This is a genomic window from Sphingomonas sp. 3-13AW, from assembly GCF_049311085.1.
Lineage (GTDB): Bacteria > Pseudomonadota > Alphaproteobacteria > Sphingomonadales > Sphingomonadaceae > Sphingomonas.
Map to the genome: position 1 here is coordinate 407,811 of NZ_JASNVZ010000001.1, position 25,314 is coordinate 433,124.

The following is a 25,314-nucleotide window of genomic DNA, read 5'->3' on the forward strand; positions in this document are numbered from 1 at the left end:
AACGGGTCACTGGGTAGCCGGAGTCTTCTCCGGCACACCTGCGATCAGGCGATTGAGGTATGCTGCGACGTGCTGGTTTGTCAGGCTTGGGAGTCCAGGGCCTTCCCATTCGAAGAAGCCCTTGGCTGCACAGCCATAGCCGTGCTCCGCTTTGGCCTTGAGCATCTCCTGATCGACCGAGGAACCACTCGCGACGATAGCCGCCACTTTCAGGTCGGCCCACTCATCAACAGTCATATCGTGAAGATGGTAGATGCGAGCGACGTGGGCGACATCCTCCGGGCTGCGGAGCTCGACCAGCCAGGGGGCGGGCTTCCATTGCCACAATCCTCGCGGCCCCTCGACGCTGTGACAGCCTTCCCGGACGGGAGGGCTCCAGTTCCGAGGAAGCACCCCCTGCGGGAACCCACTGATGTCTGTGTAGCCGAGCAGGGTGCGGTTGATATACTCGACGACCTGCGAGGGCGTGATACCGAAATACTTCTTGCGAAAGCCCCGCTCGACCTCATCCCAGCCGACCCCATTGAACGTGGGGAGATCGACTTTGAAGCGGCCTCCGCGGGGCGTTGCGATCGAGATCTCGCGACCGAAACGCCAGCCCCAGGTCTCGCCCCGGATGATAAGGCGGCGCATGCCTCGTGGCACTTCAGGATGGCTTTGCGTAGACATAGAGCTTCCCTGTGCGAGTGAGGTGGATGACACGAAGCCAACCAAGACGGCCGGGAACGTTGAATTTGATCGCAGAGGCGCGGAGGCGCCCTGCTTGAGCCCACGCCGTGGGTGAGAAGGGAACGGCTGAGATGAGGCAGCCGCCGGCGTGGACTCAAGGAGGGCGCCGTCCCTAGGGGACGGCGCTTCGAGCGGTATGGGGCGGGCCTACCTGGGCGTGCGGTCCTTATGAAAACCGCATCAAAGGCTAGAGAGGTCGCAGGTCACGAAGCCGTCCGGAGCCGTGAACGCATCCTCCGAGAGGATGACTGCGATCCCGGATCCACCGTAGAAGCGACGGAAGTTCCCAATCCTCGCGTCGTCTGCCATGTCGTCGCTCCAGCCGCGCAGAACAAACATGTAGGTCAGGTCGGACGCGTCGGCGTGGCGGGCCAGTCGGCGCAGAGGGCTGTCGAAAACCTCGAGGTCGGCGAGGTTCGTACGATCAGAGTCGATGATCTCGATGCGATAGTCGAGTTCCTCAGCGATGCCGCGCAGCACATTGGTGCTGTCCTCCGGCCGCCCGATAATGAAGATGCCGGTCTCGGTGTCGAGTAGCACGCCTTCCTTCTCCTGCTGATGCAGGGCGGCCTGATGGAGTGCGTTCATGATGCGAATAGTTGCGGGGATCGTGGTCATGGTGTTCCCAAGGTCAGAGTGAAGAGGAGAGGGAGATGGCTACAAGGCCCCAGACGATTTTGCACCCATAGTGCAGGAACTGGTCGGCCCCGTAGCTGAACTTTCCGGCAGACTTCGCATCGTGGATCATGAAGTGGGCTACGAGTTCCGCCAAGCCCAGCCATGCATATCCAGTCGCCAGCCCGACGAATAGGCCGTGGATTGCGGCGTGCGCAAAAAGCACCGGAAACCAATGCACGTTCTTCTGGTTGCCGTGCTCGTCGACTGCATGCCTATCTTTGCCAAAAGCCATGTAGGCTGTTTGCAACCCGTAGTCTCCAAGAGCGTGGCCCCCGAGAAGTGCGAGGAACATCATCGCGGGATCGCTTGCGAGGCCGACAGGCATACTGACTTTCCTTGTTGTGCGGCAGAACGCGTTCCGGTGTGCGGATAAGGGCCGAGATCGCAGTTCAGCGCTGCCTGATTGCCCAGACGGTGAGGGAGCCAACTGCAGCGGTGACCTCGGTCAGGCTTTGCAGCATACAAGTCATCGCCGCCTTCATAGCTTCCGGGTCCGTTGCGTCCACGCCCTTAAGATCCCGGGACATTTGGCGAAGTTTTACATTCTGTGCATGCAGGCGTCGCTGAATGTACGTGGGATGTTCAGGCAGAAACATTTCGAACTCCTATTGTGCGAGCGGATGGCCGGCGATGATGGAAAGGAGGCGACGGGCGCTCTCGTCGTCTCCCTCATCCAAGGCCGAGAGTGCCGCATGCGCCTGGTTGGAGATGGTCAACCGGGGCGCCTGAAAGGGAGCATCATCTCGATCGGCATGAGCCAGATCGATGTGGGTCCCCGTACCGGCGAGGCGCCTCGCACGACCGACATCTCGAGGATTCAGGCCGAACTCCATGTCGGTATGGATGAGGCGGTGCAACTGCTCGGCAGTAAAGTCGCAGCGTTCGTCGTCGAGGATCCCGTATGGGCGGTGTCCATTGCGGCTAAGCCAGTCCGCGATCTCACGAGAACGTGAGGAGAGATCGCCAGTCCGCCAATCAGGGTGCAAGCGGCTGGTCAGGTCGTAGCGGGCCAGCATGTCGAGACAATTGTTCGGCGTCCCCATGTCGGCACGGCCGCGGCGCGTAGACGACACCACCATCAGCGCGTCCGTATCCCGTAGGATGCGCCCCAGCAGTCCAAACGCGACCGGGTCGTCAAAACGTCCGAGCGCCATGTTGGCCCGGGTGGTGCAGATCACTCCGTCGAAATCGACGAACCAAACGAAGGCACTATCGGGATTCATCATTTTCCCCTCCCGTTTACAGTGTCTTAGCGGTCCTCAGGCGTAGATCTCTGCGATCCTTGCGAAGGCTTCATCAAGGTTGAGGCGATCTTTGGAGTCGATCGGACACCAGATGGCATCCTCGCGCGGGCGCTGAACCAAACGATGCCGGACGTGCGAGTTAAACTCGATGAGCATCCCCGGGGTGAGAACGACGGGGGCATGCTGACGGACGTGGAGTGTGGCAGCGCTAGGCGCTGCCAGGATCAACAGGTAGCTCCACGGGGGGAAGTCATCGTCGATGTGCTCAGCGATGCGGCCATGAGCAGCGAGCAACTGCTTTGGTCCGTGCTGAATCACCTGTATCGTGCCGCTCTCCCAGGTTGAGCGGTCGCAGGTTGCTACCTCGTGTCCCAGCGCAGATATCCAGGGTGCGTCGCAGATGGTTGAGCGTAAGGGCTGCAGCGCCGCGGGCGCGCCGTTATGTCTTGCCATCAGAAGAGGTCCGGTCGGACTGGCGCCGGTGGCTCGACCAAGTGCCATATCTGGACCCCGGAGAACTCTGGATGCTCCCCGCCGTCGACTGCAGGCTGGACGATCTTGCCCGCATCCCAGAGCCGACCCGCAACCTGAGCGAAACGCTCCTTCTGGGTGCTATCGCTGGGAGTGACGTAGGCGATCACTTCTTCCCTCGTCGAGAAGGATGTGCGGGAGATGATCTTCTCGACGCGATCGATTGAGTGATTACGATCAACGATGTCCCGCACGCACCCGCGAAGGCTGGTGCCTATACTGTTGCGCTGACGCATGCCGAACTGCCGTGCCATGTAGTGTCACCTGCTACCTTTCAGGACAAAGTGCGGTCCAGGAGACCCGGGGCAGCGCGAGACGCGTTCCCGACGCTTCCATCCGTACCTGGCTCGCCGCTATCGTCGTCCAGTTCATTGATACCGCATTCCTTGCACCCGTCCCACAGGGAGAGGGTGCCGCCCTTTTCATAGGGCTCCCAATCTCCGCGACGGAGCAGGCGGCAGTAGCCGTTCCGTTGCGCCGGCTTGTCTTTGCGAAGCTTGTAGTACGGGCACGGAAGATTGCGACCTGGGATGAATGGCTCGCCCGTTGCCGCGCGCTCAGCATCCCCTGCCTGATCCGGCACGCGGGAATAGCAGTAGCTTCCGACCGGCACGACTGTCGCGGCGACTGCTCTGCGGCGGTCAAAGCGGCTCTGGCGCTCGCGAACGATGCGTTCGCGGCGTTGCTCGCGACTTTCGCGGATCATCTCTTTTCCTTTCACTGCGCGGGTCACTCGGTGGCGTGGACGGATGCGTCTTTTCAGCGAATTGCGGTCGAGCCGATCGAATGTTCGGAGCCTAGAGCCTTCCAAGCATGTCGATCGCCAGGTCCGGATCTCCCCAGATCGACCTTAAGTGGTCCCGGGACCATGCCCACGCCTTCTCCGTCTCGTCCCGCAGATACTTGTGCATCACGTTCTTCAGCCCGTTGAAGCCGAACACGATTTCCCAAAGGGCTTGGCTGTCTGCGGACTTGCGCGCATCGCGGAGGCGCTGCGTCGCGTCTTCTTTCCGCGCCTGATCGAGACCGATTTGGTAGCCGAACGGGTCGACCATGAACAGGAGGTCAAACACCTGCTGGAAAGCATCGGTCATGGCGATGCGATCCGGAGTGGGACCGAGCGCCACCAGGGTAGTGGAGATCTTCTCGAACTGGGCGTAGATGGCGGCGCCGAGAGGGGCGAGGCTGCCAGGGTCCACGGTGAAATCGCCGTTTCGCTCCACCATGTCGCGCGAGCCCAGCGCCTTTCCCCGCAGGTCGTTGGCTCCTATCACGATGCCATCACGGCCGCCGTACGAGAGCCACTTGCGAAGCGCGACCGTCATGTCGGCCACGTCTTTCGGCCCGTAGACGTAGTTCGTGCCATGTGACCACACTGGTACATAGTCTCGGGGGTTGATCGGGAGCCCCGGTGCACGCTTGCCGCGCCTCCGGGTGCCCGCGCCGTAGTTCATGTACTCGCCCGTGGAGAAGTCATGGAGCAAGTCATAGCCACGATGGTGCTCGTCCCCTCGCGCGATAGGAATGATCGTATCGTCGACGAGGGAGACCATGACGTAGCCGACGTCCTGCATCGTCCGGGTCTCTTCCGCGGGACAGTCATTGCCGACGTAGCACCAAGCCTTCCACCTCCGGACGTTCGCCAGAGAGCCGGGCATCTCGTATTTTGACGCATCCAAGGCTGGATGGAGCCGAAACCCGTAGCGGGTCGCGGCGGCAGGCGGGAGTGCCGGCGTGGGTAGCGGGAGCTCGAGCGTCTTCATCGTGGATTCCTTTTCAGCCGGCACCGCATCAGGAGCGTACACCGGGCCCATCGGTGAGCAGACAGGAGTGGTCCGGTTGGCCCCCGGCAGGTTCGCGGCGCAGACTCCGTGTGCGAAGCCGCCGTTGGACCGAGGGGGCGAGGGCGGCAGCGTAAGCGAGGGCGGGCTGGACCATAGGAATGAGGCTTACCAGCGGGTCGGCCATGCACATGGTCAGCCAGCGAGGCTGATCTGGCCTGCGACCCAATCCCAGTAGCCGAGGCGAGTGTCGCAGTTCGAGACCTCGTACTGCCAGTCGGAAACCGCATAATCGGGGTGCTGGCCCCAGACCCCGCTGTGCTGTTCGCTCAGCGGCGGGCCGACTTCCGCACCGTCGACAGCAACCGCGACCGTGAATTCCCCGACATCGGTCTTGACCTTCAGCGAACCCTGATCGGGACGGCCGGCGACAAAGTCGACGGCCTCGATCAGTACGAGGGCGTCGCGGACTATGCAGGCTGCAACTTCAACGGTGAGGGCGCTCGTTTCCACCGGAAGCTGATCCGGAAATCTGAGAAGGCGTCATCGTTTTCCTTTCGAACTCACAATCAAGAGAATTTGTCTGACGCGAAATTGCCTGACGGTGGCGCGCCAGCCTGCAGGTCGTGGCGCCCCTTAAACCTGCCGCTTTTCAATGCGGAGGGCACAAAAATGCCCTCCCCGACCGAAGTCCGGGGAGGGCTTAACTCGCCGGGGATCATCACGGCGGAAGGTAGGAGGCGACTTCAGGACTTGATCCGGTGCGGCCGTAAAGCCAGTGCCCTCAGCCGCCGGCAGCGAGCTTGTTCGGGATCACCTCAGCGGTTCGCCAGTTGTGCACGACACCAAGCTTATTGTGATTGGCGCGAACGTATTTGCCCACAGCGCGGGGATACTCCCCGTAAGCGAAGGAGCGGGCGACGCGAAGCACGTAGCCCTCCCAATTCGCTGTATCGGGCAGCGAGAGCTGGCGGACGAGCTTCTCGTCGAAGACACCGCGCCACAGGACGTCGACGGGATTGATCTCGAGGAGGTCGAACCATTCGACCGTGTCGTCCCATGAAAGACACACGTTGCGCTCGTTCCAGATCTGGAAGCCGAGAAAATAGCTCGGCAAGCTGTCGTAGGCGATCGAGTGCTTCGCGTAGAGATCCTCACCGCAAACGCGCCATCCTTCAGGGATGTTGAAGGCGAACCGCGACGCTTCGGCTTTCACCATCGCCTGGCTGTGGTGCGGACGCCCATCGGGCGAGCGGGCATGCAGTCGGCCATCCGGATAGATGGTGGTGTTGCGGCCATCCCACTTCGTGGTGATGACGACCTCTTCCCCGATCAGATGATCCATCGTCGGCATCATCTTGTCGTCGTCGTTCATGCCCGGCGACCAGGGCAGGTGGTATGTGCGGGGGAAGCGGATGAGGTCGGTGTAGAGGTTGAGGACCTTACCTTGGGCGAGAACCTTCTGAACGGACTCGTCGAAGAAGAGCTCGCCGCGGATCCGCTGTCCGTTTGCGAGGATAGGATCGCCCCACTTGGTATAGGGCTGATCCGCGTAGAGGTGCTCGGGGAGAACCACGCGCTTGATGCCGCAGGCTTCCCGTACCTCTTCGCACGAGACCACGGTCTGCTCGCAGCGCAGATGGCACGGCTCACAGACGCTCGATCCGTTATCGATGAAGTACCCGCCCTTCTCGTGCGCAGCCTGAAAGAGACGACGTTCGACGATGTGGTGGGCGTCGTCCGCCGGTGCTCCGCACAGGACACACTTGTGGTTGTCGCGCGCGAAAACCGCTTCGCGAAATGCATCGCGGCTTAGTAGGAGCGTCGGCTTCATGTGATGCACTCTCGTTTCCGGTGGCAGTTCAGGGATGATCGCGCTGTGTCCAGGCGTCCGGACCTGCCTCAAGGGCGGCCTGAGCTGCGGACTGCTCGGGCCAGTATTCAGCGGACTCACGGCTGACCGGGCCCATTCCGTTTGCAGTGCCGATGTAGAAGCCGGCTCGCGATTGAAGGACCCTGAGGGGCAAGCTTACGCCGAGGTGCTCAAGCGCAAGCGCACCCGTGGAGTGGGTTTAGGCAGACATCATTTTCCCTTTCCGATTGCCAGCATTGAAGCCTCAAATGGGCACCACAACGGGCTCGGAAGCCGAGATCAGGAACTGCTCAGGCGAGAACGCTACATGTGGAGTGGCCCCCGGACCGAGGTCCGGGGGGTACGCGTTCAGAAGCGCTGGTTCCAGCCGACAAGGGCGCTGGTGGCTCGTTCGGTCACATCCTGCATCATGCCGATGCGGAAGGAAGAGCGAGCACCGCCGGTGGAATAGCCTGCCGTCAGCTGCAGACGGCGCTGGCCGGCAAGGCTGGCCTTGGTGGTGCTGTAGACCAGCGAGCGGCTGGCGAGGTCGTAGCCGGTGCCGTACGTCAGCTTGGCGGACCCGGACTCGATCGCCAGCGGCTGAGCGACGCCGAGCGAGACCGCGCCGCCGAGCATCTGGCCGGTTGCCTGGAAGCCCAGACGCGAGCCGAGGATACCGGTCGAACCGGTGACCAGGGAGGCGCTGTCGACCTTCAGGCGGGTGACGCCGAGCGAGCCGTAGCCCTCGAGGCTCCAGCCGTCGGCGATACCGAAGCTGTGGTGGGCTTCGAGCATGACGGTGCGCGCGCCTCGGCCGAGGCGCAAGGCGCCTTCGCCGGTGGGCATGCCCATCACCGAGCCGTTCTCCTCGATGTAGGAGACGCGGACATCGGTGCCGCGCGCGGACCAACCGACCGTCACCGCGTTCGCCGAGTTGCCGTAGGAGCGGCCGGTCGACATCGTGAAGCCGATCTTGCCGCCTGCCAGGTAGCGGTCGTAGCCGAAGCTGGTGTCCGCCTGCGGCACATAGGCCAGCACGCCATCTGCGAACGGCGCCAGGCCCATGACGTCCGACTGCAGCGAATCTGCTGCATTCCAGGAGCCGCGGAAGCCGTCCTGACCGTTCACGTAGCCGAAGCTGCCGGCCATCGCCTCGGTGCGGACCTGATCGGCACCAGGACCGAACCGGTAGCTGGCGTAGCCGAAGCTGCCGGAGAAGCCACCGAACGCCAGGCTGGCGTGGTTGCTCATCTGGCGGACCCGGCGCTCGATGCGGCGATCCGCAGCCAGCTGGGGCTTCATGACCATGTCGGCGATCGAACCGGTGTAGTCGCGGCCGAACTCGTCGAGCACCGTGACATCGGAAAGAGCGGTCTTGATCGAAGCCGCGCTCATCGCGCTGGGGACAGCCATGACCGACGTCTTGATGGACGTCTTGGTCGATCCATTCGACAGCGTCGGATTGACCGGCGCGAGGGCAGCCTCGAAGTCCACCAGGCCGCGGCCGTAGATCGGGTCAGTGCCCGGCTCGCCGAGATCCTTGGCAGTGGAGAGAATGACGTCTCCTGCCTGCTGGCCGCTGAGCTGCGGCCATTTCGAGAGGATGTCTGCGGCGAGCGCTGCTACGACCGGAGCTGCGGAGCTCGTACCGGAGAACACACCGACCGAGCCGTCCACCATCGTGGTCACGTTCGCGGCTACGGCGGTGACGGTGCGATCCATCATGGAACCCGCCCTGTTCGAGTACTCCTCGACGCCATAAAACTGGATCGCGGGCATGAGGCCGACGACAAAGAGGAAGGCATCGCGATTCTCTTCGGTGACCCAGTCCGCGTTCACGGGATTGGCACCAGCGTGATTACCCGCCGAATTCACGAGCAGACCGCCGGACTTAGCAAGAAGAGTCGTCGCCTCAGTGAAGTTGGAGCCGCCCCCCGAGAGCGACATGTTGATGACCTTGATCCCGTTACCGGCTGCGTAGCGGATGGCCTCATCTACGTGCATCAGGGGGTCGCTCTGGCTCTTCTCGTCCCAGTCTGCAACGCGCAGTGCAACTATCGTGGCGTTCGGTGCAAAGCCAACGGTCCCGGAGCCGTTTGCGGCAGCGGCGATGATGTTGGCTACCGGAGTGCCGTGATCGGAGTTTGAGCTACCGATCTCGTCGCGCTTCGTGCGCGTGCCGTCGGCGGCAATGATATAACCGAAGTCCTTCGACAGCGGGTCGATGCGGCCGTCGAGCTCGCCGTTCACGTTCACGACGCCGTCGTCGATCACACCGACCTTGACGCCCTGGCCGGTAAACTTGTGGTCGAGCGCGTAGAGCCCGTTCATGAACTCGCTCGATCCATAGTTGCGACGAAACTCGGGTGTGTCGTTTGCCGAGCGAACCGGCTGCTTGCTGGACGGGGTGATGACGTAGCCTGGAGGCGGCGGCAGCGGAGCCGAGTAGACCGGCTCGGTCGGCGTGGGAGCCGGGATTGGTTCCGGTGCCGGCGCGGGGGTCGGCGTCGGAGCGGGCGTGGGCGTCGGAGCCGGCGTAGGGGTTGGCGTCGGCGAGGGGGTCGGTGTCGGTGTCGGTGTCGGAGTGACCGGGGCGCCCGTGGCCGGCGGTGCGGTATTGCCGGGCGAGTTAACGCCGCCGCTGGATCCTCCGCAAGCGGAGAGAGTCGCAAGCGCGATCAGGCTGGCCGACGTCACGAGAATCTTCTTCATCTTAATTTTCCCATCACAAAGATGCTACGTCTTTGCTGACGCAGTCATCTCTCTGGTCTTCGTGCTGAGCCGTCACGTCGGCGCTCCAGGCCTATAGGGGCCTGAAGGTAAAGGTTTAGTTCTTCGATGGCCCGTGAAGGCAGGTCGAGAGGAGCACTTCGGTTGGGTCGAGTAGACTTTCAGGATGCGGCCCGTCAACGGGCCATTCGTAGGCGTCTCTCGTCCCGTGACGGTGGAGTTCGATATGCAACATCGACATCGGCCTTGGGGGAGATTTTTCCTTGATGAGGACGCGCCGGACAAGGCCGACGCGTGTCCCAACCGGAACCTGATCCCCTAGTGCGACAGCGACGGGATCGATCTCACCGTAAACGACAGTCCCGCTGCGCCCCTCAACGAGGACCGCCCACGTATCATTCCAGAATGGCGTAGGCGGGACAGCAATGCTGCCCGTGAAGGGGAGGATTGCTACTACTGTCCCCGCCTCGACTGTGGAGACAGGGGTTCCATCCGGAACATAGATGTCCACGCCTTCGTGGATGTGGTGGCGTCTGCGAAAACCGAAAGCGCCCGGATGAGCATTTCCCAGTGGGATACCGGTGGTGCCTTCCGGCATGTCTCGGAAGCCCTCTGACTCGCGGCTGGGTACGAGCTTCAGAGGTACCGGATTTGCCCACGTGGCGGTGTCTGGATGGGTAGGAAAGACGGACGCAGTCCCATCCGCACACCAACCAGGATGATGTGTGTCCAGCCATTCGACCGCTGCGACCCTGCTTGGGAGCACGTGCTGAACGCCGCATTTCGAACCCGCAGTATGGCACGTGATCAGCATTGAGCCCGGGGCTGGTTCGGAGAGCACCTCGACCTCCTGCCTCAAGGAGGCAGTCTCGACCACAAGACTGCTGGCGCCCTCAGGTCCGGAAGTCTCGATCATCAGCGAGCCTGGAACACCGCCTTGCCGCGCGAGCCGCCCGACCAGGAGGCCCTGGATAGCACCACTTCCTGTGGCGATCCGTATCACTGATCCAAGTGGGACATGCCCGAACATCTTCAAATTCCTAGATCGGGAGAATACGCCTCAGGTAAAATATAGACGTCTTCGAAGAACTCCCGGCGCTGCGCGGCCCGCTTGGCGCCGCGCGTGGCGGCCCGTTGCGCGGCAAGTTCCGACTTGAACGTTTTGGTGAACGTGCGGTTGAAGTCGCGCAGCCGGTCAAAAGCGGCGACGTGGCACGCTTTGGCGCGGCGATAGGTTTCCTCCGCTTTGACGTCGTCGGGAGTTAGTCCCATTGCGCCAGAACCGATGCCCGGGACGGCACCAAGCGCGGCGGCGGCGGTACGCTCGCGTGCCTCCAGCCAGTCGCGCGCAAAGCACGCGCGGCCAAACTCGGTGCTTACATCATGGGCGGTTTCGGCAGGCTTACATTCCGGGCCGAATAGGTGGCCCCGCGGGTTGCCCTTGTTCTGGCGGACGTGCCACGCTGGCGGCGCGAGCAAGTCACACAGAACGCCTAGATAACCCTCCTGTGTGAAATAGCCTGTTACGATAGCCGGGCCACATCCGTTGATGGTGGCGACTATGGCCGCGCCGATAGCGGGGGGTGGCGTTGCGCCCGTCCATTCGACGTTGGCCAGATCGGGAAGGGTGGCGTGGACTTCGTAAGACATGTTCGTTCCTTCGTTCAGTGGCCGCGCGGAAGTCGTCCGAGCGGGTTTCAGCGTTCATCGGGGCGGCGGGTGCGGGTGCATCCCGCCGCCATGGGAACGCTGCTAGATCAGCGAGCGCGCGCCTGAAGGTGCGCGCGGTCAGGAGCAAAAAGACATAGGTGCAGGGTACGCGCCATCGCGCGCGCCTCGTCGGTATCGGTGCTGTGGAGCCAGATGCTGCTGAGGCCGGAGAAACGGGCATGGTCTGCCTCGATCAACTCTACCAAGATCGCAACTGCGTCATGGCCGCTCTCGCTTCCGCTCGCCCGGTAACCGAGATACCAGTCGAGGCAGATCGTGTGCAGACGGCTGAGGTCGATGCTCGCGAGAAGCTTCCGGAAATCTGAAATAGTGCGCGCGATCACGAAGCCTTCCGGCATTTCTCGCTCGTCGTCGAGGAAGATCTTGATTGCCCCGGTGTCAGGGATGCGGGTGTTGTCAGCCCGCCGAACGCCAACCGCAGGAAACCTCACCCGAGCAGGTTTGGGGGTGCTGACTTTCCGGTGGAAGCCCTCGTGGCGAGGTTTGCGCACGCGATCGGCACCCATATCATTTTCCTTGCTGTGATTTACCCATCGATGGTTGGCGGGCTCGAATCTGCTGCGAAGGAAGTATCTGTCTTCCTTGAGGGGGCGCCTCTCAGGTGGATATGGCCTCGATGATGCACGTGATGTCGCTAGCGCTGTACAGCAACGCAATCTGGCCCTCGGCGTGAAAGACCTCTTCGCCGCCTTGAGTATAAGCGGTGACATAGCGCCCGGCGCCGGACGAAGCCTGCTCACAGGAGATCCGATACGCGAGATCCGAGAACTGCTGAAGCGTGTCCTCCGTCATGACCTGCACAGCGCGCGAGGCGCGCACCTCGCGCGCGTTATCCAGGAACGTGTCGCGGACCCGGCGAGCGGGCTCTTCGGGGACCTCACCCTCACGCATCTGAACGGAAACGCGAGCCTGCACCGAGGTCTGGTGCATCATGGTGACGATAAATCGCATGCTTGTTCTTCTCTCGGAGTGAGGGGGTAGTCGCGCCTTGAAGCCTTCGCGAGGTCGATCGCGTTGACTTGGAACCCGCGGTGCGGCTGGACGCAGCGCTGGCGCTTAGGCGATGGGGGTGGTGAGGTGCTTCACGCAATATTGCGCCCGTGCTGGAACGGAGACGAACGTCTTCTCCGGCCACCGATAGGCGGTAAGGCGGCCGCCGTGGACGCATCCCGTATCGATCGAGACTACGTTGCCGACGATCCGTGGCTCATCATACACCACGTGCCCGTGAACAACGGTCGCCGCGCCGGCGTAAGTCCGGGCCCAGTCTTCTCGCAGCGGATAGCCTTCCTCATCCACCTCGGTGCCTCCGGCAACAGGCTTGCCGTAGAGCGCGAAGGATGTGGCACCTGAGGTGTGCCGGCCCTGATGCTCTTCATCGATGCCCGCATGGGCGACCGCAAGGCGGCCGCCATCGAGCATGAGGTGTGGCTCGAGCGTGGAGATCCAGCCCGCCATTTCCTGACGCCAATCCTCTGATGTGTCGGAGAGCTCCTGAACCGTGACGTCGAGGCCCGATTTCATCTGGATCGTCTTGCCGAGCAACCAGCGGCGCAGCTTCTCGTCGTGATTGCCGCGGAGCACCAGCCCGCCGACGTCGGAAAGGCTGCGAGCAACTTCGAGGACGCGGCGGTTCTGGGGCCCGCGATCGGTCAGGTCTCCAAGGAGAATGGCAATGCGCCCCCCAGGGTGCGGCCGTGGGCGCCCGCCCTCGTCTAAATGTCCTAGGAGGCTGAGGAGGTCGAGCAGCTCGTCAGCGCAGCCGTGCACATCCCCGATGATGTCGAACGGACCGGTCAGATGGGTGCGATCCGACGGCATCGGGATCAACTCGAACTCCAAGAGTGCAGGATCCGCTATGTCGTAGCTCGCGTCGATCTTTTCCGATGTGGCGTCCACCTCCGGGCTGCCTGGCAGGCGAAGGCAGATACAGCGAGCACCACGACGATGCGCGGCGGCGGCGACGGCTTTCCGAGCCTTTGCATTCGAGTTGGGCATGCACACCCGCACAAGCCGGGAGTCACCAAGCGCATCGTGCAGTCGCTCAAGCGAAAGGGCTGGCTTCTGGACGTCCCACGGCGCGACCGCAGACTGCGGCACCTCGGCTGCTGCTTGCCCGAAGGCGGCCTGCTTTCCCCCGACGATCAGCACCACGCAATGCGCGGGCAATGGTATTCTTGCCACGGAGATTTCCTTCATGTCTGGTCTCACCCGTATCACCTGGCTCGCTCGATGGGTCAGCCTTCCGCCTCGTTGTCGTGCTTCGATTAGACAGTCGGATCGGATGGTAAGGTTCATGATAGCCGGAGTCATGGCTCAGAATGCGGAGCACGCGCATACTGCTTGCGAGGGAGAGCACGCCTTCAATGCAAGGAGGCGAACTCTTGAAAGGTTCTCAAGCAAGCGGGCGGCTGGGAAGCCGCGGATCGCGACCCCGAAGTTGGGGGCTTAGGGAGACGGTACGCTTGGAGCAGCTGCAGGCTGCCTTCCGCCCCGGAGAGGGATGGCAGCCTGCTCTTCGTTCAGCCGTACTGATGTTCAGGGAAGAGGGGGCGGCCTTCGAGGTCTCCGCCGAACCGTTCGACATTCCGGTCGTCGCTCTGCTTAAAGTCGCCATCATCCGGCTCTTGCCGCTCAAGATCGATCCCGTCTTCGAACGCCATGCGTGCGCGTCCGTGGTCTACGACCTGTCCGGGCGCTTCAGGTGAAGGCTGCACCTCAAGGACAGATGCCGTGGTGTCCTCCGAGGATGCCGGCGGCGCCGTCGGCGCTTCGACATTGGCGGCGATCGCTTCCGAAGCAGCGCTCCCGGGCAAGGTCGGATCGGCTGGCGGGACCTCGAGATCGGAGGTCTCGTTGTCGTTTCCAGAGTTCTCCTGCTGGTCGCGGCTGCGCGAAGCCGGCGTCTCGGCAAGGCCGAACGCCTTCGGGTCGAGCTCCTTCAGGCGGTCGACGATAAACGCGTCGAGCTCGTAGATGCCGTCCGGGCTTGGGATCGGGCGGCGGGTCTCCTTCTTGTCTACGAAGGTGCCCAGATACTTCACGGTCTGGCTATTGAAGTGAAGGCGGCCGATCGACTTGCGATTGTTGTCGTCCAGGAGGATGGCGCAATAGGACTGCGCCGGACGGGCAACAATGCGGCTGGCGTCCATGTGCCGCGCCGCGAGCGCCCGGACGATGTGATAGCCGAGCAGTTCGTCCTGCGTCATCACGCGATCATCGCCGGACGCGATTTCCACAGGGGGCGAACCACCATCGCTGGTGGCCGTCGCGGGAGAGGCGGAGGACAAGGTCAGGCCAGCCACGAGCTGGAACAGGTCATCCTGTGGCTCGAAGCCGGCGGCCCGCATGCGGGCGCCAATGATGTCGATGAATCCTTCCGACGGGTCAGCCAGCTCGTCTCCAACCGCACGGCGGGCGGCTTCATCGTAGCGCCGGCTCTTTGCCGCGCTAGCGAGGCTTGCGATGTCGAACGAGTCCTTCGAAAGACCGGTGAGCACCGAGAAATCGATATCGGCTTCGCCTCCAAGGTCGACCGAAAGCAGCGGTTCGTCGTCCATGAACCCGGGCTGATCGGCGTCGGTGTGGACGCAGAACAGCGACCCATCGGTGAGTACCGCGGTCGTGGCGCCTACAGTGGAGAAGCACTCCGCCAGCTTCACGGCCCGGTCGGAGGTGAGATCGGTCGGATCCTGTGCGAGCGAGATGACCATGCGGTACTGTTCGCCGTCAAGGACGACGAAATCAGCGCGCCCCTGGCTCCGGGTGAAGCTTGGGACCACTTCTTCAGGATCGAAGATGTCGTAGCCAAGAGACTGGATGAACGGAAGAACGAGTGCAGCGCGAGCGGCGTCGTCTGTGCGAACCTTCGTACGGTTCATCCGCAGGCGAGCCTGCAGGGTGCTGATGCGTTCGGCGTCCATGGATAATCCTCGTTATTGGATGGCGCCGGGGAAGGCTCGCCATAATCGAGGAATTGTAGGATGGAACTGCGTGGAGAATCAACGCCCGTGTCGGTGCCATCCGTCGCTTAGCGCAGACGGATGCTGCAGTCCTATTTCGCGGCGCCGCTCGTATGCTCGTGAGCCGCGCGAGCCCGCGCCCACAGATGTGCCTTCATTATGCGGGTCGCTTCCCCGAGTACGCGGGACCGGCGCGTCATCCGTTCCGTAGCCCCAGTGTCTTCGCGAGATGCGAAATAGAGACCGAGGGCGCCCAGAGCCGCTCCCAGCATGGTGACACCCGTAGCCCCAGTGGTCAGCCCGTGGTACCCGATCCCAAGGCCCGCACCCAGTAGAGCGATGTCAGTGCTCCACTCGCGCAGATAGCGTCCCGGTGCTGCAAAGGCGCTCCTGACCACGCCGTCGGTCGATGGCGAGATCCACTGCTCCGCGAAATGGCGGCCCTTGTCGGTGTCGACCGTATAGATGACCATCTCGCCGTTCTGCAGGTGCCGTTTTGCCCCTGGAAGGCGCACAAGACCGTAGGCCGTTCGCAAACGGCCCATGCTTGCGTCCCAGACGCCTTCGTTGACGTGCCACCCGCCCCAGACCTGCGAGCTGACTTGCGTGGGGAACCTGAAACCGGCGATCGCTGCCATGATCTTCTTGCGATCAGCGGCGACGTAAGCGCGCACCGCCTTCGCAGCTCGAGCTGTTACGAGCCGCCGCCAGATGCCGCCGCGGCCATACTCCGCGCCATCGCCCGTCATCCAATAGGTGGAATCTCCGCGGAGCAGAGGGTGACGGATAGTCACGTGGTGGAAGCGTGTGGAAGCCAGGGTGCGGGAAGGAAGCTTGAACCGGCCAGTCAGGCGCCCATTGTCGTAGCGGAGCCTGTAGCTAGTGTCGGTGACCGTCTGCTTGTAGCGCTGCTCGGTTACACCGATCTGCCGCTCGCGGCGTTCATACTCGAGCCATTCGCTTCTATGGACGCTTCCGTCGAAGGCGACTTCGGCTCGCCTGTGCCGGTAAACCGGTGCATCATATTCTTCGAAGATCGGGGTCTGCTCGACCCCTTCGTAGACGCGCTCCGCCGAGCGCTTGTCTACCGGCCATCCGCTCGAGAGGAACACCTCGGCGCGACCAACCTTATTGTCTGCCATTCATTTTCCCCTCGAGAGTCTGTTCAATCCTCTCTTCCAGTCGGATCCGCATGTCTCCTTCCTTGGGGGTAAGATCAACCCAGCGATTTGACCCGCGTGATTAGTTGACCGAGCAGGACGCGGTCCAGTTCGTGAAAGCTCGACGAGACACCGGTCGCTACCAGGATGTGACTGAGATACGGCGCGTACTGAACCACGTTGTCAGGAGTGACCCCACTGGCGATGGCGAGCGGCATCTCCCGCCCTAACCCAGCGTGCAACTGTTCGACCTTGTTGGTGTCTGCCGCAATGCCCGTCGCTGTTCCACTGGTCGTCGGGATGAACCCCATCTTCACTGCCAGGCGAGCGGCTGCGATGGGATCGGGCTCGTGCCGCTGGTGTTTGAACGCGACGCCTGAGAAAAACAGATGCGTAGGGCATTCTAGGAGGTGGTCGCGGATATGCTGTCCCTGCTCCAGGCGATCACCGGAACTGTGGGTGAGTTGTGCGTCGGTCCAAGTCATATCGACACCGCACTCGATATTCCATCTCACCGCTTCCTCGGGCTCAACGCCGAGAAAGTTGATCCCCACCAATCGGCTAGGCCATCGATGCTTGATGGTCAGAGCAACTGCCGGCAAGGGGTCGCTAATCCCGTCCATCTCGATCAGGAAGACGCCACTCGCCCCGGCATCAAAAGCCAGATCGGCGTTCCTCAGGGCCTGCCCGTGGTCTTGATAGTGGATGACCGGGATGACTTGCGGCGCCATCTGCATAGCTCCTGTGACGTTCGCGTCAGCGCGCTCAAGCCGGGGTGAAGGAGATTTCGACGCGCCGATTACGCTGCTCCTTCACCTCGTCGGGCGTGGGAATGAGTGGGTCTTCCTCGCCGTCGGTGTTCGTGGACACGAAGTTGGGGGCGATCCCCTTCGCCACCAGATAAGCCTTCACAGCCTCTGCTCGACGCTGCCCTAGTTGGAGGTTGTATGGGGATGACCCGGTGGTATCGCCGTGTCCCGAGACGACGATCGCAGACCGTCCGAACCTGCCGTAAGTCGCGACGACAAGGTCCAGGATCGGGGCTGCCTCCGGCTTCAGCTCGACCTGATCCAGATCGAAATAGATCCCCCAGGGGCCGGGCGCCTGCACCAGAACCGGTCCTGCATGAGGTGGAGAGGCTGGACCGGACGGGGCCTCGACGGTTGTGACGGTATGCTGGCATCCGGCCACGAGGAGAGCGAGCATCAGGGCGCTGCTGACGCGGGGCAGTCGAAGCGAGGTCATATGAATCCTTCCGTTTCCGGATCGCGGGGTGGCACACGTCGAGCTGGAGGTCGATCCAGCATAAATATTTAACGAAAGCTAGTGCGGCGAGAGAGCTTCAAACGGTCCGGGGCATCGGTTGGTTCAACCTTCATAGGCCTGAACGACACGTCCGACGATCGGATGTCGAACAACATCCTCGCCAGTGAAATGTGAGAAGACCATTCCTTCGACGCGCTCGAGACGCTGAACGGCGTCGGCTAGACCGGAGCTCCGGGGCCCTCCGGGAAGATCGACTTGGTTAGGATCACCGCATATTACCATCCTGCTGCTTTGCCCGAAGCGCGTCAGGAACATCTTCATCTGCGCCGGTGTCGTGTTCTGCGCCTCATCAAGGATGATGAAGGCGTCCGCGAGCGTGCGTCCGCGCATAAAGGCGATCGGAGCGACCTCGATCTCTCCGCTGGCGATCCGGCGTTCGACCTGCTCGGGCGGCATGCAGTCGTGTAGCGCGTCGTAGATCGGGCGCAGATACGGGTCGACCTTTTCCTTCATGTCGCCGGGAAGGAATCCGAGCCGCTCACCGGCTTCGACCGCGGGGCGTGAGAGGACCAATCGCTGAACCCTGCCGGTCATGAGATCGGAAACAGCCTGAGCAACGGCCAGGTACGTTTTCCCCGTACCCGCCGGGCCGAGGGCGAAGATCATCTCAGCGCGTGCAAGGTGCTGCATATAGCTCGCTTGCGCGGGTGTACGGGGAGCGATGGTCTTCTTGCGCGTCTTGATGGTCACAAAGGCAGGTGACCCTTGCATTGCGATAGGCTCGCCCACCTGTCTGCGCGATAGTTCGTACGCAACAACCTCCGGATCGATCTCATGGCCAGCGACGGCCTTGTCGTATAGCGTGCGGAGTAGACGGGTCGCGATTGCGCGGTTCTCGGGCGAGCCGGTAATTGACACTCGCACTCCACGGGCATGGATCGAGACCGAGGTTCGATCTTCGATTGCGACAAGGTTGCGATCAAACACGCCAAACAAGACGGGTAAGATATCAGCTCGAGTGAAATCGATCGTAGCGCTGCTAGCACCCTGGGCCGGTTCAGCCGGTGTTGCGATAATCCGATGGGCCGCGTTCGACTTCCTCATCTCGCCTCCTCGTCACGGATACAGGACCCGTCAACCTGTGGCCGCCGGGCGTGGCGGCGATTTCGAGTGTACCATCCGTAAATCGGGCGTCAACGCATCCGAAAATCCGAAGTTCTCGCTTTGCGCGGTGTCGGTTTCCTGCAATGATTTCGCCGTAAGGGGAGATCGCGCATGGGACTGTTCGGCAAAGTCGCCGCCAACTTCGGAATCCAGACCGACAGTAACGTCGATCTTCTGGATGTCGCCAGCTATGCTCGTCTGCCTGCCGACCATCCCGTTGTCCTGCTTGCGGATCGTGCGGCGACGCGCGGCCTTGGGGCGACTGATCTCGAGTTGGGCCGCTTCTTTGGCGACCCCGTATCGCGAGAGAATGCCGCGCCTGTTGCGCCTCGTGCGGAAACGCCTGCGAGGTATAACTGGGTGGCGCGGCGTACGATCGATCAGATGACGCCACGCCTCGAGGAAAATCATGTTGACCGCCGCATCCCGCGAGAGGTGCGCCTGGCGATGGCGGCGGTGGCCGCGGACATGATCGACCCGTTCGCGTCGACGGAAGGGAGTGTCATCTCTGCCCGTCTTCGTAGCGAAGCTGCCATGTCGAAGCGCGTAGTGGGCTATCTGCAGGCGACTCCCGACGAGATCGCGCGCCGCGCCGCCGGAATGCTGGAGAGGGCTTCAGACGCCGGCCTTCGTGCCGAGTTCGAGCTAGTCCCGGGCACGACGCGTATACGCATTCCCCAGGACTCCCGCGGTCGTACTGCGTGGATTGAGGAGCGGGCGCGGACAGAGCGAGCTCTGGCAGAAGCGGGGGCGCTTCCTGCTGCGGGCATTCTCGACGCCGCAACTCGGATGGACATCGTCGCCGGCGGCGCCCAGGATAGCCCTCTAATGGATACGTATGTCTATCCTGAGATCCTCCGCGACGCAGCTATGTCCTTGGATGAAGCCAATGCCTTCAGCGACATCGATCTGCGCTTTCGCTTCAAGGAGTTGGGTGGGATGGGGACCGCGTCGATCCCTTCGGGCCCAGATCGCGGTGACTGGGTGATGTCGATGCTGATTGAAGAGCGCCAGTCTCAACTGATGACGGGGGAGCAACGGCAGCAGATACTCTCCGATCGCAAGTCTGTGGAGGCGACGCTTCCCCAGCCGCAGCTGACCCCGCAGCAACAGCAAAAGGCAACGATGGCGTTCGCCTTCAATGTGGCTCAGGCTGCGGGCCTGTGATCGGCTGGGATCCGAATGGGCAAGCTCCGCTGTCGGCGAAAGACGCAGCTCGAGACCGGTAGGGCACCGGCCAAGTCCACTTGGTAAAAAGTTTGCTCGGACTTCTTGGATGCGTACGCTATTTGCGGATGACTTCGCAGAGCGGATCGAATACGCTTGCCCCAAAGATACTTCGTCTATGGGAGCAAATGGGTGCGACTAGCAATTCTCGCGGCCGTCTCGGTTTTGAGCATGGGGCTGGCGGACGCCGCCATGGCACAATCCAGTTCTGGGGTTGTGATCATGCGGCGTTCGCTCGACCCGAAGACCCGCACGTATTCGTGGGTTCCCGAGGAATGGAGTCAGTGCTCCAATAGCTGCGGCCCCGGTCAGCAGACGCGTGCCGTGCAGTGCGTGATGAATGGCAAGCTGGGCTCGCCGGAGGTGAACTGTGGCCCGAGCAAGCCTGACGAGGTTCAGGCGTGCTACGACATTCAGGGCTGCTCCTATACCTGGCAGCCGGGCGAATGGTCCGACGTCCAGGGTTGCGGTGAGGTCGTGCAAACGCGCGAGTTGACCTGCCTGAGGGGCGACGGCGAGACCGTCTCGAACGACCAGTGTCCTGCGCCGGCACCTGACACAACGAAGACGGTGCGCGACCTGCGGACCTGCTCCTATTCCTGGAAGGCAGAGGATTATGGAGAGTGGTCCGATTACTGCCGTACGGGTGCCGAGCGATCGCGGGACGTCTACTGTTTGCGGTCGAATGGTGAGCGTGCGGAGGATGGCTTCTGCTCTGCTGCTGGCTCGAAGCCGGACGCAACGGAGACGAGCAATCGCTATGAGCAGTGCGGCTACACCTGGGAAGAAAAGGCGTGGGGCGACTGGTCTTCTGCGTGCCAGACAAACGCAACCCGTCAGCGAGAAGTCGTCTGCCGTCGGTCGAATGGCGATGAAGTTGCCGACAGCATGTGCGCAGCAGCTGGTGCCAAGCCGGCCGTTAGCGAGACCGAGGATCGCTACGAGGGCTGTTCCTACAGCTGGCGCATCCAGGAATGGGGTGCAGTAACGCCGGCCTGCGGCCAGTCTGCGCGTTCGCGCACTGTCGAATGCCTCCGCTCGAACGGCGATGTCGTCGCTGATGGCTCGTGTGATGTCAGCCAGAAGCCGGCGGACACGGAACCGGCGACGAACTATGAGACCTGCACCTACGACTGGAGCGAGGGGGCCTGGGGCGCGCCATCGACGACGTGTGGATCGGCAACGTCGGGTCGTTCCGTGACGTGCCTGTCGTCCGATGGACGCACGGTGACAGATTCGTTCTGCGCGACCGCAAAGCCTCCTGTCTCCAAGACGACCTATGAAACCAGTGGTTGTTCCTATGCCTGGCGCAATGACGAATGGGGAGCGCCGGCCGCTGCGTGCGGCGTTTCCACGCAAAATCGCTCCGTCTGGTGCCTGAGATCTGATGGACAGACGGTGGCGGATGCGAGTTGCCCGTCAGACTCCCGTCCTGCTGCGGTCCAGGGAGCCACGGACTACTCGACCTGCACCTATGGCTGGAACCCGGGGGCATGGAGTGCGCCGTCTTCCACCTGTGGACAGGCGTCGTACACGCGTCCCGTTACCTGTCTTTCCTCAGACGGCCGTACCGTGGCTGATTCCTTCTGTTCGGGGCAGAAGCCGGACACCTCGAAGTCCGACTACGTCACGAGCGGTTGCTCCTACAGCTGGAATGCTTCGGCGACGTGGAGCTCACCAGTGCCGGCCTGTGGACCTACTGTCCAAAACCGTGCGGTGACGTGTCTGCGTTCGGACGGTCAGACTGTTGCGGACGGCCTGTGTGATGCGGGTGCCCGCCCGGCATCTCAACAGGGAGCAACCGATTATTCAACCTGCACCTACGGCTGGACGGCCACTTCGTGGGGTGCCTGGTCGACGGCGTGCGGGCAGGCGGCGCAGACCCGCGCTGTCACTTGCCAGAGCTCTGACGGGCGTACGGTCGCGGACGGCTTCTGCGCCGGGGGAGCGAAGCCGGCGGAAAGCCAAAGCGCGTACCAAACCTCTGGCTGTGGTTACACGTGGCAGACGAGCGCTTTCGGCGCGCCTGCTCCTGCCTGTGGAGCCACGACCCAGATACGTACCGTGTGGTGCCTGAGGTCTGATGGACAGACGGTTGAAGACGGCCTGTGCGGCGCCGGCAAGCCTGCCGTCCAGCAGGCCGCTACGGACTATGGCACATGCTCGTATAGCTGGAATTCAGGCGGCTGGTCTGCTCCCTCGTCGACCTGTGGCGCTGCTACGCAGACGCGTAGCGTATCCTGCCTGCGCTCGGACGGCACCACGGTCGCTGACGCGAGCTGCGCCGCGGCAGGCGCGAAACCCGCGACCTCCCAGACTTCTCTCCAGACGGGGTCGTGCTCCTATGCGCGAGTGAACCCAACGTCGTGGGGCGGGTGGGATAATGCGTGCTCGGGATCCGCACATCGCACGCGCACCTATCAGTGCCAGCGCTCGGACGGCGCGATCGTTGATGGGGGTGAATGCACCAATCGGGGTATCTCGCTGAGCGAGACAGAGACGGGCGCGAACTATACGAACGCATGCCCGGGCTATTTCGCCGTCGGCGGCTGGACCGACTATAACAGCCACTGTTCGGCGTCGGCGACCCGTACCCGGGACGTGGGCTGCTATCGTTCTGGCGACAACGTGTTTGCCGGCGACCAGTACTGCATCGATCGGGGGATGGCCGTTCCCGCGCGCAGCGAGACGACGGGCGTCTACGATGGCTGTGGGTATAACTGGCAGGCTAACGGTTGGAGTGCCCCGGCTCCGGCGTGTGGCGCCTCGACGCAGACGCGCACCGTGTGGTGTCAGCGTTCGGACGGTACGACGGTTGCGGATGCCTACTGCAACGGCGGCACGCGTCCGGCTGCCGCGCAGGCGGCAACGGACTACCAGACCTGCTCCTATGGATGGAACGCGACCAATTGGGGTGCATGGTCCACTACCTGCGGGCAAGGCACCCAGACCCGCTCTGTCTGGTGTCAGCGTTCCGACGGTACGACGGTTGCGGATGCCGTATGTGGCGCGAGCAAGCCCCCGACGTCTCAGTCGGCGTATCAGGTGTCAGGCTGTGGCTATTCATGGCAGGCCGGCGGATGGGGTGCACCGGCTGCAGCATGTGGTGCGTCCACGCAAACCCGGGCGGTCTGGTGTCAGCGTTCCGACGGCGCCACGGTCGACGGTGGCCTTTGCGGGGCAGGTCAGCCGGCATCATCTCAGGGCACGACGGACTATAGCGCCTGCTCGTACGGCTGGGCCTATAGCGGCTGGGGCACAGTCTCGCACACCTGCGGCAACGTTACCCAGAACCGCTCTGTCTGGTGTCAGCGTTCTGACGGACAAAGCGTGGCTGAAGGCTATTGCGGCGGCGGGAAGCCAGCCGCCAGCCAGGCTTGGGCCGATTATTCGGTCTGCACCTACAGCGCTGTGAACCCCGGCGGCTGGTCGGGCTGGAACAGCACGTGTTCGGCAAACGCATATCGTTCGCGCCGCTACCAGTGCCAGCGCGCCGATGGCGCCATCGTTGCGGATGGCGAGTGCACCAACCGCGGCGTGGGCCTGGACGAAGGCCAGGGCGCCGCTGTCTATGATGGCTGCAGCTATGCCGTCAGTTCGTGGGGGGCGTTCACACCCGCTAACCTGTGCTCTGCCAATACCACTGCCACACGCTACGCAACTGGCTGCCAGCGGTCTGATGGTACGCCAGTTGCCATCGCGGAGTGCTCGAACAGGGGTATTCCAACCAGCCAGACGGTGCAGACGTCGAACTTTGCCGGCTGCGGCTATTCGTGGCAGGCCGGCGGCTGGTCCGCGGAGCAGGCTGTCTGTACCACTGGCACGCAGACGCGTGATGTTTGGTGCCTGCGGTCTGATGGGGCGCGGGTTGATGACGGCGCTTGTGGTGCTGGACGGCCCGCAGGTGCGCAGAACTATTCGAACGCGCTGGCGTGTGGCTACACCGCTTCATACGGGCCCTGGAGCCCGTGCCAGAGCAACAACCAGCGCACCCAGTCGATGACGCTCTGCATGCGTTCGGACGGGACGAGCGTTGCTGGTGAGGAGTGTGTCAATCGCGGCCAGCCTTGGACGCGAGCGGAGGCCTGCACGACAGGATATGGTCCTGGCATACAGATTACCTCGAGGCCGCTTTATTATACCTGCACCTCTGGAGCGCCCTATTACTATGGGTGCACCTACATTGGTGGATACGGGTATATGACGGAGGCAAGCTGCACTGGCACTCAGGCCGCCGCCCAGTGCCTTTCTGGCAGCGCCAGGTTCACCCCGATCAACCGGGGGACGCTCAACGGCCAATGCTCGCTTCAGTGCCAGTGAGATCGTCGGACGTCATACGGGTGCGGGGGTCGTCCGAAAGGACGGCCCCCATTTTCTATCGGGCCAGGCGCATCGTGGCGTAGAGACTGCGTGCACTCGACGGCGACTGACGCATCCCGGGACTGGTCCTGTTTTCCAGCTTCGCATGCCCGTTTTCATTGCCGACCATAAAAAAGGGGCCCGAGGGGCCCCTTAGAGATCAAGCCTGCAGGCTGCAGTAGGCCAGTAGGGTTTCCCGCAGGCTGCACGCGATGTCCGGTAGTTTGATCAGCACCGGGGCAGTCGCTGAGCCAGGCATTGCTGGCGCGCCTTCGAACCCGATCTCGGCGACGCGTTCGACCTGCGCATCCGCATCCGGTAACAGGCGATCGAGGATACAGCCAGTGTGGTCCTGCCCGGCCGCGTGCCATTCTACGATCGTGGCAATGAGGGTTCCGGCGCCCCCGTGTGCGACATAGGTGGCAGTGTGGGGGTCGGAAGCGTCCAACCCCAGATTGGTAGCAACAAGCAGGAAGCTCGAAGTGAAGGTCGGCGTCGTCGTCGGCGTTTGGAAGGAGCGCATCTTGCTTGTCCTCGGAACATTTGGAGATCAGCTGAGGCCAGATGGGACGACAGAACCCGCAACCGTCGGCTCGAGCCAGTCGGGTAGAGGGCGTGCCTCCAGCTGGCGAGATCGTGTAGCGTCAAGCGTTCTGATCTGCTGCCTCAGCAGGAGCCCATAGCGCGCAACGCTACGATGCGATCCCAGGCTGCCGCTTCCTCATCATCGATCTCGCTGATGAGGAGGGTCTTGCGCGCGCCGGTGAGGAGCGTCTGATCGTTTGCGGCAACTCGCTGTGGAGCACGGCTGTGGCTTGGAGCGATAGGATGCATTATTTTTTCCTCCACTGCTAAAGTCTTGGGTCTCACTCCGCGGCACCGCGACGACCTAGGGCC

Annotated in this window: 26 protein-coding genes; 2 read left to right on the forward strand and 24 right to left on the reverse strand. The window is 62.7% G+C overall.

From position 1 onward, the window contains the following. Positions 1 to 6: 6 nt before the first annotated feature. The 22 genes from QP045_RS02285 to QP045_RS02390 form a co-directional block, all read right to left on the reverse strand. On the reverse strand, positions 7 to 633 hold the full coding sequence (locus QP045_RS02285) for a hypothetical protein (RefSeq protein WP_422513334.1): 627 nt from the start codon (positions 631 to 633) through the stop codon (positions 7 to 9). Between the two features lie 276 nt (positions 634 to 909). Beyond that, positions 910 to 1,347, reverse strand: coding sequence for a hypothetical protein (locus QP045_RS02290; protein ID WP_422513335.1), 438 nt, complete (start codon positions 1,345 to 1,347; stop codon positions 910 to 912). A 13-nt stretch (positions 1,348 to 1,360) separates the two neighbouring features. Continuing rightward, on the reverse strand, positions 1,361 to 1,732 hold the full coding sequence (locus QP045_RS02295; protein WP_422513336.1) for a DUF3307 domain-containing protein: 372 nt from the start codon (positions 1,730 to 1,732) through the stop codon (positions 1,361 to 1,363). Positions 1,733 to 1,796: 64 nt separating this feature from the next. Next, positions 1,797 to 2,003: a hypothetical protein gene (locus tag QP045_RS02300; RefSeq protein WP_422513337.1), complete on the reverse strand. Its 207-nt coding sequence runs from the start codon at positions 2,001 to 2,003 to the stop codon at positions 1,797 to 1,799. A 9-nt stretch (positions 2,004 to 2,012) separates the two neighbouring features. Next, positions 2,013 to 2,633: an HAD domain-containing protein gene (locus QP045_RS02305; protein ID WP_422513338.1), complete on the reverse strand. Its 621-nt coding sequence runs from the start codon at positions 2,631 to 2,633 to the stop codon at positions 2,013 to 2,015. Positions 2,634 to 2,666: 33 nt separating this feature from the next. Next, positions 2,667 to 3,104 carry a hypothetical protein gene (locus QP045_RS02310; protein WP_422513339.1) on the reverse strand — a complete coding sequence of 146 codons (438 nt, stop codon included), beginning with the start codon at positions 3,102 to 3,104 and terminating at the stop codon, positions 2,667 to 2,669. Continuing rightward, positions 3,104 to 3,436 (reverse strand): hypothetical protein, encoded by a 333-nt coding sequence (locus tag QP045_RS02315; protein ID WP_422513340.1) that lies wholly within the window; start codon positions 3,434 to 3,436, stop codon positions 3,104 to 3,106. Before QP045_RS02315 ends, QP045_RS02310 begins: the two co-directional genes overlap by 1 nt. A 20-nt stretch (positions 3,437 to 3,456) precedes the next feature. Further along, the gene (locus QP045_RS02320; RefSeq protein WP_422513341.1) at positions 3,457 to 3,888 is read right to left on the reverse strand and encodes a hypothetical protein; all 432 of its coding nucleotides are present in this window, start codon (positions 3,886 to 3,888) and stop codon (positions 3,457 to 3,459) included. A 91-nt stretch (positions 3,889 to 3,979) separates the two neighbouring features. Next, positions 3,980 to 4,945: a hypothetical protein gene (locus tag QP045_RS02325; protein WP_422513342.1), complete on the reverse strand. Its 966-nt coding sequence runs from the start codon at positions 4,943 to 4,945 to the stop codon at positions 3,980 to 3,982. A 213-nt stretch (positions 4,946 to 5,158) separates the two neighbouring features. Then, positions 5,159 to 5,476: a hypothetical protein gene (locus QP045_RS02330; protein ID WP_422513343.1), complete on the reverse strand. Its 318-nt coding sequence runs from the start codon at positions 5,474 to 5,476 to the stop codon at positions 5,159 to 5,161. A gap of 271 nt (positions 5,477 to 5,747) precedes the next feature. Next, on the reverse strand, positions 5,748 to 6,797 hold the full coding sequence (locus QP045_RS02335; protein ID WP_422513344.1) for an RNA ligase family protein: 1,050 nt from the start codon (positions 6,795 to 6,797) through the stop codon (positions 5,748 to 5,750). Positions 6,798 to 7,184: 387 nt separating this feature from the next. Further along, positions 7,185 to 9,530: a S8 family serine peptidase gene (locus QP045_RS02340; protein WP_422513345.1), complete on the reverse strand. Its 2,346-nt coding sequence runs from the start codon at positions 9,528 to 9,530 to the stop codon at positions 7,185 to 7,187. A gap of 115 nt (positions 9,531 to 9,645) precedes the next feature. Next, the gene (locus QP045_RS02345) at positions 9,646 to 10,578 is read right to left on the reverse strand and encodes a peptidoglycan DD-metalloendopeptidase family protein (RefSeq protein ID WP_422513346.1); all 933 of its coding nucleotides are present in this window, start codon (positions 10,576 to 10,578) and stop codon (positions 9,646 to 9,648) included. A gap of 2 nt (positions 10,579 to 10,580) precedes the next feature. Further along, positions 10,581 to 11,198 (reverse strand): hypothetical protein, encoded by a 618-nt coding sequence (locus QP045_RS02350; protein ID WP_422513347.1) that lies wholly within the window; start codon positions 11,196 to 11,198, stop codon positions 10,581 to 10,583. 107 nt (positions 11,199 to 11,305) lie between these two features. Continuing rightward, positions 11,306 to 11,785: a cyclic-phosphate processing receiver domain-containing protein gene (locus tag QP045_RS02355; protein WP_422513348.1), complete on the reverse strand. Its 480-nt coding sequence runs from the start codon at positions 11,783 to 11,785 to the stop codon at positions 11,306 to 11,308. A gap of 91 nt (positions 11,786 to 11,876) precedes the next feature. Then, positions 11,877 to 12,230: a hypothetical protein gene (locus tag QP045_RS02360; RefSeq protein ID WP_422513349.1), complete on the reverse strand. Its 354-nt coding sequence runs from the start codon at positions 12,228 to 12,230 to the stop codon at positions 11,877 to 11,879. A 105-nt stretch (positions 12,231 to 12,335) separates the two neighbouring features. Then, a complete protein-coding gene (locus tag QP045_RS02365) occupies positions 12,336 to 13,463 on the reverse strand; it encodes a metallophosphoesterase (RefSeq protein ID WP_422513350.1) in 1,128 nt (375 codons plus the stop codon). Between the two features lie 338 nt (positions 13,464 to 13,801). Continuing rightward, positions 13,802 to 15,202, reverse strand: coding sequence for a hypothetical protein (locus tag QP045_RS02370; protein ID WP_422513351.1), 1,401 nt, complete (start codon positions 15,200 to 15,202; stop codon positions 13,802 to 13,804). A gap of 131 nt (positions 15,203 to 15,333) precedes the next feature. Beyond that, positions 15,334 to 16,383 (reverse strand): hypothetical protein, encoded by a 1,050-nt coding sequence (locus tag QP045_RS02375; protein WP_422513352.1) that lies wholly within the window; start codon positions 16,381 to 16,383, stop codon positions 15,334 to 15,336. A 74-nt stretch (positions 16,384 to 16,457) separates the two neighbouring features. Beyond that, complete coding sequence (locus tag QP045_RS02380; protein ID WP_422513353.1) at positions 16,458 to 17,132, reverse strand: hypothetical protein; 675 nt, start codon at positions 17,130 to 17,132, stop codon at positions 16,458 to 16,460. Positions 17,133 to 17,166: 34 nt separating this feature from the next. Continuing rightward, positions 17,167 to 17,646, reverse strand: coding sequence for an OmpA family protein (locus QP045_RS02385; protein WP_422513354.1), 480 nt, complete (start codon positions 17,644 to 17,646; stop codon positions 17,167 to 17,169). A 123-nt stretch (positions 17,647 to 17,769) separates the two neighbouring features. Continuing rightward, entirely contained in the window at positions 17,770 to 18,771 is a 1,002-nt protein-coding gene (locus QP045_RS02390) for a PhoH family protein (RefSeq protein WP_422513355.1), read from the reverse strand. A gap of 171 nt (positions 18,772 to 18,942) precedes the next feature. Between QP045_RS02390 and QP045_RS02395 the strand changes: the two genes are divergently transcribed. Together QP045_RS02395 and QP045_RS02400 are read left to right on the forward strand one after the other, a co-directional pair. Then, positions 18,943 to 19,998, forward strand: coding sequence for a hypothetical protein (locus QP045_RS02395; protein WP_422513356.1), 1,056 nt, complete (start codon positions 18,943 to 18,945; stop codon positions 19,996 to 19,998). 282 nt (positions 19,999 to 20,280) lie between these two features. Beyond that, entirely contained in the window at positions 20,281 to 24,378 is a 4,098-nt protein-coding gene (locus QP045_RS02400; protein ID WP_422513518.1) for a thrombospondin type-1 domain-containing protein, read from the forward strand. 199 nt (positions 24,379 to 24,577) lie between these two features. Here the strand turns inward: QP045_RS02400 and QP045_RS02405 are convergent, their stop codons facing one another. Further along, positions 24,578 to 24,940, reverse strand: coding sequence for a hypothetical protein (locus tag QP045_RS02405; protein ID WP_422513357.1), 363 nt, complete (start codon positions 24,938 to 24,940; stop codon positions 24,578 to 24,580). 143 nt (positions 24,941 to 25,083) lie between these two features. Continuing rightward, positions 25,084 to 25,251 carry a hypothetical protein gene (locus QP045_RS02410; protein WP_422513358.1) on the reverse strand — a complete coding sequence of 56 codons (168 nt, stop codon included), beginning with the start codon at positions 25,249 to 25,251 and terminating at the stop codon, positions 25,084 to 25,086. Positions 25,252 to 25,314: the final 63 nt, after the last annotated feature.